We start from the raw sequence: 13,672 nt of genomic DNA on the forward strand, positions 1-13,672 counted from the left end.
AGGCCGAGCTCCGGCATTAGATGCCGCGCCTTACCGCTCAAGCACAAACGCTGTCCCCCAAACGGAAGCATTTCCGCCCGGGGGACAGCGCTGCGGATATTCCGTCCCAGCCAAGGCAGGCAGAAAGCTTTTGGGCGCTCCGGGGCATGGAAAATGACGATTCGCCGCGTTTATGAAAGCGAGCCGTCCTCCCATGCTCCCCTTCCGCTCCAGGCAAAAAGACTGAACCGGCACCAATGCGAACAGCAAAACGCGCCTCACAAAGTGGGGCGCGTTTTGCTTGCAGGCGCAGCCTGACGCAGGAGCGGTATTCAATCGATGCGTTTGGATTTGAAACCGCACCGGTGGGTACGGCGAAAACCCGCAGCTTTCCAGGCAGAGCCTTCTCAGCCCGCCTTATTTCAGGCACTGAAGAACTTCCACCAGGTAGTTCCATACGCGGCCAACGGATGAAATGCTCATGCTTTCGCGGTAGGTGTGAACCTCCGACATGTCCGGCCCAATCGATATGCAGTCCAGATCAGGCAGCTTACCCATAAACATGCCGCACTCAAGTCCCGCGTGGATGGCGGAAATCTCGGGATCGCGGCCATACTGCTTTTGAAAAATCCGAACCATCAGGTCGCGCAGCGCCGATTCGTGCTTATACTCCCATGCGGGATAGTCCCCGAAAATCTGGATGTCCCCTCCCAGCAGCTCCATTTCGCAGGCCAGGCGGTCAACCAGCATCTGCTTTTGCGTGGCGACACTGCTGCGCAGGCAGAAGGAGGCCAGCAGCTCTTCCTCTTCGGTTGCCAGAATGCCGAGATTCAGCGAGGTTTGAACCAGGCCCTCAATGTCGGCGCTCATCTCCTGAACGCCGTTTGGCATACAGGTCAGCAGATGCAGCACCTTCCGGGTTGAGGTATCATCCATGGGAACGCGCTCCGCCGCCGCGTCTGTCACTTCAACAAACAGGCCCGGATCGTTTTTTTGGTATTCCGACTGAAAGGCCGCTTCCATCTGCGCCGCAATCACACGAACCAGATCCGCATTGGCGGCGGCCAGCAGCGCTTGCGACTGCTGCGGGATCGCGTTGTCCTTTTTGCCGCCCTCCGCCGAAATCAGGCGGAAATCCGACTTTTTCTTCACGGCATACAGCAGGCGGCCCAGCAGCATATTGGCGTTGGCGCGCCCTTTGTCAATATCCGCACCGGAATGGCCGCCGAGCAGACCGCCCACCGTAATGTGCAGCACGGTGCCGGGATACGGCGCGCGCGCAATGGGCAAACGGCACCGGGTCATATTGCCGCCCGCACAGCTCACGGTGAAAATTCCTTCCTCCTCCGAGTCCAGGTTGATCAGCCTTCTGCCCTTCAGCGGCGACATGTCCAGCTGAATGGCGCCCAGCATACCGATTTCCTCATCGATGGTGAGAATCACCTCCACGCGGGGGTGCGACAGCTCCTTTGAGTCGAGCACAGCGAGTGCCATGGCGACAGCAATGCCGTTGTCCCCGCCGAGCGTGGTGCCCTTGGCGCGGATGCGGTCGCCGTCGATCACAAGATCAATGCCTTCCTTCTCCATGTCCTTCGTGCAGCCCGGCTCCTTTTCGCAGACCATATCCAGATGCCCCTGCAGGATAACCGGCTCCGCGCTTTCATAGCCCGGGGTCGCCTCTTTGATGAGGATCACATTGTTGAAGCTGTCCTGATGATACTCCAGCCCGCGCGCTTTCGCAAAGCTCACGCACCAGTCACTGACTGCTCTGGTATTTGTCGATCCGCGCGGGATCGCGGAAATTTCTTCAAAAAAATGAAACACTCGGTTCGGCTCCAGATGCTCTAATACTCCCATGACGATAGCTCCTTTACAGTATTTGTTCGGCAATGCGCTTTAAAATGCTCTGGCGATTTTTCCCCTCGCCTGCGGCGGGGAAAGAAACCGCTCCCTTTTCAAAGCGGGCATTGCCCTATAACATCCGTCACTCGTCATGCAGAATCCCTGGATTCCGCACAAAGGCTGGGTGGTTCCGTTCCCGTCAGAAATCGTGCCGGCTTGTTCTGCCGGGCAGGGTTTCATCCCTTCTTTTGGAACTGAACGAAACGGTTGTTTTGCAGAATCTTCATATATTGAACCAGACGATTGTAAACCGGTTCCGCCTGATCGCCGAAACGCGCCTTCATTTCGTCCGCTATGTCGCCCACAGTCCGCACGCCGTCGATTTTCTTCCACACAAAGCTGCCAAAGGCATCCAGTGCAATATGGCTTACGCGGGGCGAACGAAACAGCTTTTGGGCGATCACGTGGTGAATGCCCTTATGCACCATGTGCACGGTGACAATGCCGTCCTTTTCGTCCCATGAATTCTGAGGATTCAGAACCGGCACAAAATCCAGATAGTTTTTTCTTTTCTCCATCAACGCTTCTCCCGATTCGATCGGAACCGGGCCGTACCCCCTTTTACGGGATACAGCCCGGCCGCATTTTTATTTTGATGATCTTTTCAGACTCTTATTCCAAACCGTGAATTTCAGAATGGTCATGAGAAGCAGAACAAACGCGATCAGACCGGCGATATTGCCGAAGTGCAGGGACTCGGGCAGCGCAACGTTAACGCTGAGCGCGGCAAATACCGCGAGGAAAACGCCGATGAGGCCTTCACCCGCAATCAAACCGGAGCTGTAAAGCACGCCGGACTGCACCATATCCTCTCTTTCCTCTTCGGACGAAGCCTTGCGCTTTTCCAGATACAGACGAATCAAGCCGCCGGCCATGATCGGCACGGAGAGATGAATCGGCAGGTACAGGCCAATTGCAAAGGGCAGCACGGGAATGCCCAGAATTTCGATAATAACCGCGATGCTCACACCCGTAAAGACAAGCGCCCAGGGCAGATTGCCGCCCATAACGCCCTCCACAACCATCTTCATCAGCGTGGCCTGCGGCGCGGGGAGCTCCGATGAACCATATCCCCATGCCTTGTTGAGCAGATACAGAACGCCGCCGATGGTCAGCGCGGAGATGATCGTTCCGATCAGCTGGCCAATCTGCTGCAGCCTGGGCGTGGCGCCCACGAGGAAGCCGGTTTTCAAATCCTGAGAGGTATCGCCGGCAATCGCCGCGCTGATGCAGATGATGGAGCCGATGGTGATCGCGCCGATCATGCCGCCGATTCCGCTGTTGCCCGTCGCCTTCAAAAGCATGGTGGCGATGAGCAGCGTTGCGATCGACATGCCCGAAACCGGGTTGTTGGACGAACCGATCAGACCGACCATGCGGGAAGAAACGGTCGCAAAGAAGAAACCAAAAATAATGACGATCAGCGCTCCCAGGAAATTCAGCGGGATCGCCGGAACGAGCCACATCACCAGAGCGACGATTACCGTGCAGAGCAGCAGGAACTTCATGGAGAGATCCTGCTCGGTGCGCAGCGTGCCCTTTGTGCTCTGTCCGTAACCGGCAACTGCATCCTTAAACGTGCGGACAATCAGCGGCAGAGTTTTCACCAGAGTGATGATTCCGCCGGCCGCCACGGCGCCCGCGCCGATGTAGCGGACAAAGTTGCTCCAAATCCCCCATGTTCCTCCGGTTTCCCACAGCTCCGCAACAGAAACGCTTGCGGGGAAGATCACCAGATCGCTGCCGAAAAGAACGATGAGCGGCATAATGACAAACCACGCGGTGGCGCCGCCCGCAAGAAGATAGGAGGACACCCGCGCCCCGCATATGTAACCAACACCGGCCAGCGCGGGGAGCACGTCCGCACCGAACCCAGCCCCTTTATACATGGGGACTTTCCAATCGATCTCACTGGGGAAGAGCTTGAGCCCGTCCGCAATGAACTTGTACACGGCGGAAACGCCCAAACCGATAAAAACGGTAGAGGCCTTGTTGCCGCCCTTGTCGCCGGCCATCAGCACCTCGGCGCAGGCCTGTCCCTCCGGGTAAACCAGAACACCGTGCTCCTTGACGATCAGCGCCGTACGCAGCGGCACCATAAATACAACGCCCAGAACACCGCCGCACAGGGCAATCAGAGAAATTTCAAAAAGAGATGGCATCGACGCAAGCCCTTCCTCCGCCCACATAAACAGCGCGGGCATGGTGAAGATTGCACCGGCCGCCACGGCCTCGCCGGCAGAGCCGATGGTTTGCACCATGTTGTTTTCCAGAATGGAATCGCGTTTCAGAATCATGCGAATGATGCCCATTGAGATAACCGATGCGGGAATCGCGGCCGAAACCGTCATACCCACGCGCAACCCCAGGTACGCGTTGGCGGCGCCGAACAGAATCACGAGTAAAACACCTAGAGCTACCGAATAAACAGTAAATTCAGGGACCACCTTATCCGCCGGAATATAAGGCTTGTGATTTTTTTCTTCCAATGTTCTAACCTCCAGTAAATTTTCATGAATATGTGAGTCAAATTTCATGCAGAGATTGATATAGAATAATTTTAATCGGGTTTTGCACATTAGTCAATGCTTTGTTACAATATGTTAAAACTGTTGAAAACGATGTGGGATTTTGTGGAATTCTGACAATCAGAACGATCTTCTATCAACAGATTCATCCGACCGAAAAGCACGGATTCCTTTCAGAATTCTCGGCGTGACGGGAGTGTTTTCCTGCAAAAAACAGCGCTGCCGCTGGCCTTTTGGCAAAACGACACCCCATCTGTTTCTGTATGAGATACAAAAACAGATGGGGTGTGGCTCAGGCATTGCCGTGCTGTTGGAATGTAAATTTTCTTGTTTGCCGGGATGCTTTTCTTGTTCCGTTTGCCGCCTCAAATTGTTATGCGGCGGCAAACGGTTTCTTACGCTCGCTTCAATTAATTGATTTCACGGCAGCGGAACGCCGCAAACCGTCCCGCTTTTCGCGCGGCAGAAGCAATGGTACCCGCACAGAAGCTTTCTTCCATGAAAGGGGCTGCCGTCACTGCATCGGGTTTCCTGCCGCGGCATCCGCGCCGCAAAATGCAAACCGGCTTTTCCGGCATATCTTCGCCGCTGAAATTACAGGTGGAACAGCCCGAGCGCCAGAGCGGTAACAGTAAACACCAGGTACAGGGGAATGGCGTACTTCATAAAGGTTTTCAGATACTCGCCGAAATTCATTTCCGTTCTGTCGATCAAAAGGAACAGCCATGCGACGGTGGGGCTGCCGTAACGAACCGCCTGACCCATCAAAGACGCCATGGTAATTTCCATCGCGCCAACCCCGAACTGCGCGGCGATCGGCACGATCACGGGAAGAATTCCGAAATAATAGGCGTCGACCGGCAGAGCCCAGCACGCGACGGCGCCGATGAGAGCAAAAATAATCGGGATGTGGCTGCCGAGCGATTCGGGGATCAGGCTGGCCAGATTGGCCGCCAGAGCCGTCGCCATGCCGCTGCTGTTGAGAACACCCATAAAACAGCCCGCCGCCATGATAATGATCGCGACGGAAATGGTGTCCGCCCCGTTGGCGGCAATTCTTTCGCGCTGCTCTTTGAAGCCATAGTTAACAGCTACCACAATTCCGGTGCCAACCATGAAAAGAAGCGCTCCGCTTGCAATGCCCATAATCATCGCGGCCATAAGAGCAAGGGTGAACACCAGGTTGAACACAAACAGCTTGGGGCGTTTGTGTTCCTTCTCGTTTTCGGTGATCGCCGCGCACATTTCCTCAATCTGGGCCGCGCTGATGATCTCTCCGCCGCCCTTTACATAGCCCAGGCGCTTGCGCTCGGCCTTGCCGAGAAAGTACGCCAGAGCGATCACATAAACCAGGCCCATGCCCAAAACGGGAAGAAACGCCTTAAAGAGAACGTTGACGTCCACGTTGATGACAGAAGCCGCTCTGGCCAGCGGGCCGCCCCACGGCAGGCAATTGCCGATGGAACAGGGCAGAATGATCATCATCGCCAAATTGGAGAGCTTCATGTTCATCTTCTTAAACAGAGGGATAAACGCGGCCGTTACGATCAATATGGTCGTCGTCCCGTCGCCGTCGAGGGTTACCGCACAGGAGGTCAGCGTAGCGACCATCATCACCTTCAGCGGGTCGCCCTTTGCCTTCCGGATCAAAAAGGTACACAGCGGGTCAAACAATCCGACGTTCATCATCAGGCTGAAGTAAAGCACCGCAAACAGAATCATCACGCCGGAATTGATGGTTCCAAGCTTCACAGAGCCGGAATCGCTCAAAGTGTAAAACAGTCCATCCTTGAACCAGGAGAAAATCTCTGTAAAGGGAACCCCGTTTACAACACAGGCAAGCAGGCCCGCGACAGTGGATGAAATAATGAGGCCCGCAAAAGCGGACATCTTTTTCGTACAGACAAGAACGAGGAACAAAATAATCATGAAATATGCCAAAGCTACCAACATATCAATACCCTCCTCTATCATAAAACATGATGCGATTCCATTTTAATCCATCATGATTTGCCCTGCAGCATTTCGGTCACCCATGCGGGTGCAAGGTTCGGGAGCTCGCGCCCTTCTTCCCTGCATTTGCGGTAGTTGTCGATGGCGTCGCGGCGCTTGAGCTCGTAGTCCCCTTTCTTTTCGGCTGCCGCCAGCACTTCTTCAATGCGCCCGCGCGGAATGACCGTTACGCCGTCGTAGTCTCCCACCACCAAATCTCCGGGAGCCACTTTTACGCCCGCGCAGGTAACGACCGTGTTGATTTCGCCCGGGCCTTTTTTGGCGGGGCTCCTCTGCATAAAGCCCTTGGCATAAACCGGAATATCCAAAGCGGCCAGACCAACCTTGTCTCTCACGTAGCCGTCGATGACAATGCCGGAAAGTCCGATGGCCGCCGCCGCGCCGCCCATCAGGTCGCCCATATAAGCGCGCTCGGTGTAGCCCTTCCCCGCAACGACAAGCACATATCCCGGCTTGCCCTGATAAATCGCCACATGAATCGGGAAGTTATCGCCGTCCTCCGTGTCGACCGTGCAGGCGGTGCCCACCATAAATTTGCCGTCGTCCAGAGGGAGCAGATCGGCGTCCATACAGCCGTTGCGCTCAATTCCAAGGGACGCCATGCCGTCGCACAGCTGCGCGGGGCTCAGCTTTTTCACACGCTCAATGATTTCCTCCGGAATCCGCTCCGGCAGTTCATAGTATTGATTGTTGCTCATTTCAATCCAGCCTCCTCATTCTCTTTTACCAGCAGCTTAATGGCCTCGCGGTAGTCCAAATCGCCGCTGGGGTCTATTTTGTCCGCCCAGTGCTGCGCCGCGAGTGCGTCGAGCTTTGCGACCGCTGCCTTCGACATGGACGCGTCCACCTTCAGGCTTTCCAGCGTGCTCACCACGTCCCGCATTTCGGCACTCCTGCGCTCGGCATGGATCATGGTGCGCGCGATAAACGTATTGGCCAGCTTTTCCACCGTTTTTCCGTTGATGGATTCGCCGAGGGACTCTGCCAGAGTGCCCAGCACGCCGTATTTTTCCGCAGCCTCGAAAGACTCGAACATCAGCTGGGGCAGGCCCTTCATGACGACGCTTTTCAGCATTTTAATAGCGGACGCGCCTCCCGCCGGAGCGTCCAGCACAGTCAGCTTCATGCCGTAACGGGCAAACGCATTGTAAAACGATTGCGCGCCGTCCCCCGACAGAAACATGGGTACCTTGTGGCGGTTGCCCGGCACAGTGCCCATAACGCCCGCGTCGCAGAACAGCACACCCTGCGCGCGGGGAATTCTGTCGATCTCCTCCTCAACGGTGGGGGCCGCGGAGTTCAGATCGACAAAAATCTGGCCCTCCTTCAGACGAGGAACGATGTCTTTTGCCACGGAGAGCGCCACCTTCGCGCTGTTCATGGACGCGATACAGGCACCCTCGCCGCAAGCCGCCTCCAAACCGATCAGCGGAATCCCCGCCTCCTGCGCGCGCGACCGAATCAGTTCGCCCCGCTTCGGGTCCTGCGCGAACACATCGTATGCGGCCATGCTGTCAAACCCTTCCGACTTCAGGCCAAGCGCGATGTTGTACGAGGCCTCCCCAAAGCCGATAAATACCAATTGATACTTCAAAATTGTATCCCTCCTTCAAATTGTTCGGGTTTCACTGAATGATTTAAGCAATAAGTATGCCAACAGTATGCCCGCATGGTTTTACCATACCCTCCCTTTCCGTCGGCATTGACGGAAAAGCAGGGACGCCCCGGGTTTTGCGCGAAAGGATACAAAACAAAAAAATTCTGCGCTTTTACGATTCAGCGCAGAATGATCCATATTTCCTCTATTGCATTTCATTTCAGATGAACGATTTTGAAATAAAATGAAATATTCAGAAACAATATGCAATTAATCAAAATATTTCACCAGGTCAAAATACGTCGGCTCCGACTCCTGTATCTTTTTGATTTTGCGCCAGAGAGTCGTCGTGCTGATTCCAAGCTGACTTGCCGAGCGCTCCCGGTTGCCCTTGTTTTCATGAAGAACACGCCGAATCAGCTCGCGCTCGGTCATCGGGTGTTTGGCAGCGGGGGCGCCGTATTGGGGCAGGCTCTCTTCCGTTTGTGTGCGGGGCCTTGTCAGCACCGCACGTTCGACAAGATCGGCTGTGATGGTATCCGTATCACATATCACCGCCAGCCTTTCCACAATATTGTTCAGCTGGCGGATATTCCCGCGCCACTGCTGCCCCATCAAAAGGTTCAGGGCTTCCTCCGTGATTTTCTTGGAAGGCAGCTTGGGGTTGTTCAGAAAATGGCGCACCAGCTCGGGAATATCCTCTTTGCGCTCATCGAGTGTGGGGAGCTGAAGCTCCAGAACGCAAATGCGGTAATAGAAATCCTCCCGAAACAGGCCGCACTGCACCAGCTCTCGCAGATCCCTGTTGCTGGCCGCGATAATGCGGACATCCACAGAGGTGACCCGGTCGTCGCCAAGGCGGATCACCTTTCGCTCCTGAATCACCCGCAGAAGCTTGAGCTGCACATCGGGCGGTGTCTCGCTGATTTCGTCGAGAAAGATGGTTCCGTTATGCGCCAGTTCAAACATGCCGGCCTTTCCCTCGCTCCGCGCGCCGGTAAACGCGCCCTTCACATAGCCGAACAGCTCGCTTTCCAACACACTGGCGGGCAGCGCAGCACAGTTGATGGCGACAAAGGGAGCCGACTTGCGCCTGCTCGCATTATGGATGCTTTGCGCAAAAAGCTCTTTTCCCGTACCGGTATCGCCGAGGATCAGAACGGTGCTGTCCACTGCGGCGTATCGCTGCGCCAATGATTTTGCGGCTTTCAGCGCGGGGCTGCTCCCAATGATATCGTCAAAGGTTTTATCCGAAATGTGTCCGCTCGTCAGAAGACTGTGGCGGATTTTCTGTTCCATTTTCTGTATCTCGTGCTGGTACTGCACCGTCACCGTCGCCCCGATTACGCTGTCTTTCACGCACACGGGGGCGATGTTCAGGATGAGAGAGGATTTGCGGGTGTTGATCAGCACATTCGACAGCGTTTCTCCATGCTTGAGCGTCGAATCCAATAAATCGCTCTGCAGGAGCTTGCCAATCGGCTGCCCCGGTGAAAGCTCCGGGAGCATCCGGTGAGCGTTTTCATTGATATTGGTGACGATCCCCTCCTGGTCCACGCTGAATATGCCGTCTGAGGTGCAGTTCATAACGGCCTGGATCATTTCGTGCTTGCGTTTCAGCTCGTTGTTTTTCCGCAAGCGCTCGTCCTCGATCTTCAAATGATACAGCGCCTCGTCGATTGCGTCGTTCACCGCGTCTTCATCCGTTTCGGTCATGATATACTGTATCCCGTACTGAGTCACCAAATCGCGCAGGGAAATCCCGCCGATTGCCACCTCAATCCCCATACGCACCAGCTGTTCCATCTCCGCCCTTACATATTCCTCCTTGAGCTGGGCGTCTATGGGGCAGATCAAGGCGTTTTTGAGCAGCGGCTTGCTCTTGTTGAGAATTTTGAGAAAGGAATCTGAGGTTGCGAGGAAAGCGATTTTGTCCGATCGTTTCAAAGCCTTTTGGTAGCCGATGTAGCAATCGAAAAAAGTGTGCTTTTCCTCAATCACGGGGATTTCGAGGTTGCTCCGCAGCATGCGCGCGGTATTCCCGCGGCTTATGATGATCTTCGCGCCTTGCTCAATCATCTGCCGGGCGGCGGGAATGGCGTTTTTCTGGGAGGCCTGTACAACAGGGCAGCTGATTTTCCTCTCAGAAAGAACCTTCTTAAATTTTGACGTCATCGTGCTGGACGGAGAAACCACCGCAAATTCTACCCGCATCTGTATCCACCCCCATGGTGTATATTGAATATCGCCGCTGGAAAGCACCCGCAGGAGCAGCGATTTATGATCTGAAATCAGTGTATCATGAGTATGTGCGCTTTGCAAATAAGAAATTCCTGTCGATTGAGCTCCGGCAGAGCATCCATGCCCGGAATATAAATCTGTAAACATAGAGAACCGCTGAAACGGATTTGTTGTTTCAGCGGTTCCCTTGACTTTTCCTTCTGTTTTGGGATATTTCTGCGCACAGCAACCCCCCCAATACTGTGAAAACGATGCGGGTTTCTTTTGGCCGAGGAGTGGGGTGAACCACCCCAATGCAACAAATTGACAGTCCGCTCCCTTTGGCCACTCGGGTACTGCTGCCTGTTTCTTTTGTTTCAAACCGTTTGAGGTACTCGTCCGATCCATGGAGCAAATGTACCGATTAAATTTGAAAATCCAATAAGATTTTCAAATCCGTCTTTGCCGGAGCCGTCAACAGCCGAAACGCCTGATCCGCCTGATCTGCGGGCAGCACGCGGGTCACCAGCCAATCCAGAGGCAGCTTTTTCCCGCCGACCAGCCGGGCGGCCTCCTGCAAATCGGAAAAGGAATAGGCGTTGTTCCCGCAGAGCCTCTGCTCGTTGGATACCAGATAATTGACGTCTACTACAGGCAACGTTTCGTAAATGGCGGAAAGAAAGACGGAACCGCCCGGGCGGGTGGATTGAATGGCGCCTTCCAGCGCGCCCTGAACGCCGACTGCGTCTACCGCGCAGTCAAATGCTCCCCCGGCTTTGAGCCCGTCGGATACCGCCTGATCCGCGCCGGCCTGTTCCGCCTTTTTTCGGCGGAACTCGTCCAAGTCGGCCACGGTTACCTGTGCCACCCGATACTGCGCCTTCAGCAGGCAGGCGATCAACAGGCCGATAGGCCCCGCTCCCATTACCAGCACACGCTGAGGATCGGCCCTCATAATTTCCTTGCAGGCGTGAATTGCCACGGCCAGAGGTTCGCACAGCGCCGCCTGTTTCAAATCGGTGTCCTTGGGGAGCACGATCAGCTTTTCCGGCTCCAGAGCCAAATACTCGGCAAAGCACCCGGGCCTGACCTCTCCAATAAACCCCAGAGAGGCGCAGCGGTGGCTGTCGCCCTCCAAACAGGCCCGGCAGTGACCGCAGGGCACCCGTGGATCGCCCACCACCAGATCCCCCTCACTCAGCCCGCTTTCCGCCGGTGCGGAGCAGACCCGGCCCACGAATTCATGCCCCATGGTTTCCTCCAGACGCTCCACAAACATCCCCTTCCGGTAGATGTGCAGATCGGAGCCGCAGATGCCGCCGTACAGAACGCGGATCAGCGCCTGGCCGCCTCCAGGAGTGGCCGCCTCGGTATCGACGGTGCGCACGTCGCCGATGCCGTAAAATTTTACCGCTTTCATCCCTGCCTCCTTCCTAACCGGCCAGCCAGCCGCCGTCTACAACGACGACCTGCCCGGTGACATAATCGCTGGCGGCGGAGGCCAAAAACAGCGCAGGGCCGGCCAAATCCCTTCCCATTCCCCACCGGCCGGCGGGAATACGGCTTTCAATCCAGGCGCGGTGCTCCGGATCATCGTAGAACTGCCGGGTCATGGGTGTGACGAAATAGCCGGGCGCGATAGCGTTGACCTGAATGTTGTATTTTGCCAGTTCAATGGCCATGGTCTTGGTCAGCTGAACAATGGCCCCCTTGCTGGAGCAGTAGACACTCGATTCCGCCAGACCGATGTAGCTCCCCAGAGAGCCGATATTGATAATTTTTCCTCCCTTTTCCTTCATGGCTTTGGCCGCGGTCTGGGCCATGAAATAAGCGCCCTTTAGATTGACGTCGATAATGGCGTCAAAATGCTCGGGGGTAACGGAAAGAAAATCCTCTACAATTTCCGCTCCGGCGTTGTTCACCAGTACATCCACGCCGCCGGTTTGTGCCTGAACCTGTTCCATAAACCGCCGAATGGCGTCGGGATCGGCGACATCCACACGCAGCGCGATCGCCGCGCCGCCGTTTTCTCGGATGCCCGCAGCCACTCGTTCCAGGGGACCAGGGGTTCGGCCGGCACAGACGACGGTTGCCCCCATTTCCCCAAACGCCTGCGCATAGCATTCGCCGAGCCCGGTTCCCGCGCCGGTGACAACGACTACTTTTCCACTGACATCAAAGATGTTTTTATCCGCAATGCCGGATTTCTGCATAGGGAATCTCCTTTCTGAATCGTTGTGCAGAGCGGGCAGGAATTTTGCCCGCTCTGCCTGCCTACTGTTTAGCCGATGCGGTTTTCATAAAGCCGTTTGTCGGTGGGAGGGCATTCCTGCGGAACCAGAGGCGACTGAAGAAGCATAGTGGTGCCGCTGTCCGCAAACTCATTCTCGATCACCTTCGCGGGCGACCACAGGGCCCCTTCCTTCGTGATGGTCTCGCCCACCTTGGGGATTTCTTCCCCGTTGAATATCTTGTTCAGATTTTCTACGGCGATGGTAATCATATCCAAAGCAGGCTGCTCCACCACGGCATACAGCTTGCCCTCCTTGAGCAGATTCATCCCCTCCACCCCAATGCAGATACCGGAGATAAAATAGTCGGCGGGGTCAAGGCCGGCGGCCTCTACGGCAGCCACAACGCCGGAACCCATAATATCGGGCGTATGGACGTAAATGCCTTTCACATCGTCGCCGTAACGGGTCAGCAGATCGCTGGTGCGGCTGTGCGCGTCGTCATTGTTCCAGTGGCCCTCGCCCTGAACCACCTTCAGCTGGGGGTACTGCTTCATCACGGAGGAAAACCCTTCATGACACTGTGTGGTGTACATATCCACCAGGGAGCCCGTGATTTCGATGATGACGCCCTCGGGAACCGTTCCCCCGTTGGCATCCTGAATGCCCTGAATCATCTGGGTTGCCGCCTTGCGGGAAGAATCGACAATATCGTTGGTGATGAACATGTCTACGCGGCCGCCCTCCGGGCAGGTGTCCACCGCAAAGACCGGGATTCCCTCTGCGTTCAGCTTTTCGATGCCGGGAACGAGCGTGACCAGATCTTCCGCTCCGGCCAGAATGAAGCCGTCGATCCCCTGCACGATGAACGTGTCGATGGCGTCCATAATTTTCAGGCTGTCGGCCTTGCCGTCCACAATTTTCAGCTCGATGCCATATTTATCGCAGGCTTCCTGTGCGCCGATCATAAACGCCTGAATGTATTCGGTAGAGGTGTTTTTCACCACCATACCGATGGTTTTCTTCTCTGCCGGAGCGCCGGAACCGGCAAGGCTCTGCCCGGACCCGCCTCCATTGGAGCCGGAACCCGCGGTTCCGCAGCCGGTGAACGCGGTGAGCAGCATGGTCAGGGCGAGCAGGATCGTGAGCATCTTTTTTTTCATGTAATTCTTCCTCCATTCACTGGTATACTACAAACTATA

General features: G+C 55.6%; 11 protein-coding genes. 1 reads left to right on the top strand and 10 read right to left on the bottom strand.

The window, feature by feature from the left end; genetic code table 11:
• Positions 1-396 precede the first annotated feature (396 nt).
• The 3 genes from G340_RS0104290 to G340_RS0104300 all read right to left on the bottom strand — a co-directional run bounded on the left by G340_RS0104290 (position 397) and on the right by G340_RS0104300 (position 4,370).
• A complete protein-coding gene (locus G340_RS0104290) occupies positions 397-1,836 on the bottom strand; it encodes an aminoacyl-histidine dipeptidase (RefSeq protein ID WP_020072427.1) in 1,440 nt (479 codons plus the stop codon).
• A gap of 221 nt (positions 1,837-2,057) precedes the next feature.
• A complete protein-coding gene (locus G340_RS0104295) occupies positions 2,058-2,399 on the bottom strand; it encodes a PqqD family protein (RefSeq protein ID WP_020072428.1) in 342 nt (113 codons plus the stop codon).
• Between the two features lie 69 nt (positions 2,400-2,468).
• Entirely contained in the window at positions 2,469-4,370 is a 1,902-nt protein-coding gene (locus G340_RS0104300; protein ID WP_020072429.1) for an OPT family oligopeptide transporter, read from the bottom strand.
• A 272-nt stretch (positions 4,371-4,642) separates the two neighbouring features.
• Here G340_RS0104300 and G340_RS17795 point away from each other — a divergent pair, with 272 nt between their 5' ends.
• Positions 4,643-5,038 carry a hypothetical protein gene (locus tag G340_RS17795; RefSeq protein WP_154653092.1) on the top strand — a complete coding sequence of 132 codons (396 nt, stop codon included), beginning with the start codon at positions 4,643-4,645 and terminating at the stop codon, positions 5,036-5,038.
• On the opposite strand, the gene G340_RS0104310 is transcribed toward G340_RS17795, so the two are convergent.
• The 7 genes from G340_RS0104310 to G340_RS0104340 form a co-directional block, all read right to left on the bottom strand.
• The gene (locus tag G340_RS0104310; protein ID WP_020072431.1) at positions 5,004-6,362 is read right to left on the bottom strand and encodes a CitMHS family transporter; all 1,359 of its coding nucleotides are present in this window, start codon (positions 6,360-6,362) and stop codon (positions 5,004-5,006) included. The genes G340_RS17795 and G340_RS0104310 overlap by 35 nt on opposite strands.
• Before the next feature lie 50 nt (positions 6,363-6,412).
• Positions 6,413-7,120: an S-adenosylmethionine--2-demethylmenaquinone methyltransferase gene (locus G340_RS0104315; RefSeq protein ID WP_020072432.1), complete on the bottom strand. Its 708-nt coding sequence runs from the start codon at positions 7,118-7,120 to the stop codon at positions 6,413-6,415.
• On the bottom strand, positions 7,117-8,016 hold the full coding sequence (locus G340_RS0104320) for a DUF1932 domain-containing protein (RefSeq protein WP_020072433.1): 900 nt from the start codon (positions 8,014-8,016) through the stop codon (positions 7,117-7,119). Before G340_RS0104320 ends, G340_RS0104315 begins: the two co-directional genes overlap by 4 nt.
• A gap of 273 nt (positions 8,017-8,289) precedes the next feature.
• Positions 8,290-10,233 carry a sigma 54-interacting transcriptional regulator gene (locus G340_RS0104325; RefSeq protein WP_020072434.1) on the bottom strand — a complete coding sequence of 648 codons (1,944 nt, stop codon included), beginning with the start codon at positions 10,231-10,233 and terminating at the stop codon, positions 8,290-8,292.
• Positions 10,234-10,663: 430 nt separating this feature from the next.
• Entirely contained in the window at positions 10,664-11,659 is a 996-nt protein-coding gene (locus G340_RS0104330; protein WP_020072435.1) for a zinc-dependent alcohol dehydrogenase, read from the bottom strand.
• Positions 11,660-11,672: 13 nt separating this feature from the next.
• The gene (locus tag G340_RS0104335) at positions 11,673-12,452 is read right to left on the bottom strand and encodes an SDR family NAD(P)-dependent oxidoreductase (protein ID WP_020072436.1); all 780 of its coding nucleotides are present in this window, start codon (positions 12,450-12,452) and stop codon (positions 11,673-11,675) included.
• Between the two features lie 68 nt (positions 12,453-12,520).
• Positions 12,521-13,633: a sugar ABC transporter substrate-binding protein gene (locus G340_RS0104340; protein WP_020072437.1), complete on the bottom strand. Its 1,113-nt coding sequence runs from the start codon at positions 13,631-13,633 to the stop codon at positions 12,521-12,523.
• Positions 13,634-13,672 lie beyond the last annotated feature (39 nt).

Origin of the sequence: Faecalispora sporosphaeroides DSM 1294, from assembly GCA_000383295.1 — a bacterium.
In the GTDB taxonomy this organism is placed as follows: domain Bacteria; phylum Bacillota; class Clostridia; order Oscillospirales; family Acutalibacteraceae; genus Faecalispora; species Faecalispora sporosphaeroides.

Excerpts from the sequence above, each read along its gene's own strand:
- G340_RS0104295 (WP_020072428.1), bottom strand. The coding sequence starts at position 2,399 with ATGGAGAAAAGAAAAAACTATCTGGATTTTGTGCCGGTTCTGAATCCT.
- G340_RS0104325 (WP_020072434.1), bottom strand. The coding sequence starts at position 10,233 with ATGCGGGTAGAATTTGCGGTGGTTTCTCCGTCCAGCACGATGACGTCA.
- G340_RS0104330 (WP_020072435.1), bottom strand. The coding sequence starts at position 11,659 with ATGAAAGCGGTAAAATTTTACGGCATCGGCGACGTGCGCACCGTCGAT.
- G340_RS0104290 (WP_020072427.1), bottom strand. The coding sequence starts at position 1,836 with ATGGGAGTATTAGAGCATCTGGAGCCGAACCGAGTGTTTCATTTTTTT.
- G340_RS0104310 (WP_020072431.1), bottom strand. The coding sequence starts at position 6,362 with ATGTTGGTAGCTTTGGCATATTTCATGATTATTTTGTTCCTCGTTCTT.
- G340_RS0104315 (WP_020072432.1), bottom strand. The coding sequence starts at position 7,120 with ATGAGCAACAATCAATACTATGAACTGCCGGAGCGGATTCCGGAGGAA.
- G340_RS0104335 (WP_020072436.1), bottom strand. The coding sequence starts at position 12,452 with ATGCAGAAATCCGGCATTGCGGATAAAAACATCTTTGATGTCAGTGGA.
- G340_RS0104340 (WP_020072437.1), bottom strand. The coding sequence starts at position 13,633 with ATGAAAAAAAAGATGCTCACGATCCTGCTCGCCCTGACCATGCTGCTC.